Origin of the sequence: Pseudoxanthobacter sp. (genome assembly GCF_036822375.1) — a bacterium.
Classification (GTDB): Bacteria; Pseudomonadota; Alphaproteobacteria; order Rhizobiales; family Segnochrobactraceae; genus Pseudoxanthobacter.
The window spans coordinates 1,313-2,392 of record NZ_DAISHT010000245.1; the positions used below are offsets into that span (position 1 = coordinate 1,313).

Sequence of the window (1,080 nt, forward strand, 5' to 3'; positions counted from 1 at the left end):
GCTGCCGAGGCCGAGGCTGCCATCCTGTCTCAGGGCACCGCGGAAGAGGCTGCGGAAGCAGCGGAAGCCACCGGGGCCGCCCAGCCGGCTGAACCGGAAATGGTGGACGTGTGGCGTCCGGCCGGCCGCGGCGAGCGGCGCGGCCACCACCACGACCGCCGCGGCGGCGAGCGCCGGGGCGGCGAAAACCGCGGCGAGCGGCGCGGGCCGCGCCGCGACGGCCAGCCCGGCGAGGCCGCCGCCGCAGCCCCGGCGGAAGCCGGGGCCGGCGAAGGCCGCCGCAGCGGCGGGCGCGGAGAAGGCGGACGCGGCGACAACCGCAACCGCCGCGACGACCAGCGGCGCGAAGGCCGCCGCGAGGGCGGCCGGCCGGCCGAGAACCGCGGCGAAGGTCGTGGTGAGGGCCGTGGCGAGGGCAATGCCGAGGCGCGCGGACAGGGCCGCAAGGACCAGCGCAACGACCAGCGTCCGCAGCACCGCGACAACCGCCCCGACAAGGGCCCGCAGCGGCGCGAGGAGCGCCGCCCGGCGACCATCGATCCCAACTCGCCGTTTGCCGCTCTGGCCGCCCTCAAGGCGGATCTGGAACGGCGCGGTCGCTGAGGCCGCGGGCCGGCCATGGCACGCCGCTCCGCCCGCGGACGCAGCGATGACGATGAGACCAATGACGCCGGGGACGACAGCGCCCCCGGCGACGGCCGTCAGCGGCTCGACAAGTGGCTGTGGTTTGCCCGCTTCGCCCGCACCCGCACCGCGGCACAGGCACTGGTGACGGAAGGCCGCGTGCGCATCAACCGCGAGCGCACCACCAACGCCGCCCGGGCCGTGCGCGCGGGCGATGTCATCACGGTGGCCATCGGCCGCGATGTGCGCGTGGTGCGCATCACCGCCTTCGCCGAACGCCGCGGCGGCGCCGACGAGGCCCGCCGCCTTTATGACGATCTGGCCCCGCGCCCGGTTGTCGCCGGCGCGGAGGACGACGAGGACTGAGGCCCGGATCGGGTTCTCTCCGGCATGGCGCCCGCTCCGGCCGGCGCACGCGCCGCCCCGGATCTTTTCAGCCCCGATTCTTCGCAAGCC

General features: G+C 76.7%; 1 protein-coding gene and 1 pseudogene. Both read left to right on the forward strand.

What is annotated here, in order from left to right; all coding sequences use genetic code 11:
• A pseudogene (locus tag V7067_RS15685) lies at nucleotides 1–603 on the forward strand (hypothetical protein); the annotation flags it as partial.
• A 15-nt stretch (nucleotides 604–618) separates the two neighbouring features.
• Nucleotides 619–990 carry an RNA-binding S4 domain-containing protein gene (locus V7067_RS15690; protein WP_334176840.1) on the forward strand — a complete coding sequence of 124 codons (372 nt, stop codon included), beginning with the start codon at nucleotides 619–621 and terminating at the stop codon, nucleotides 988–990.
• The last annotated feature ends 90 nt before the right edge of the window (nucleotides 991–1,080 follow it).

Coding starts and splice junctions, on each gene's coding strand:
- V7067_RS15690 (WP_334176840.1), top strand. CDS start 619: ATGGCACGCCGCTCCGCCCGCGGACGCAGCGATGACGATGAGACCAAT.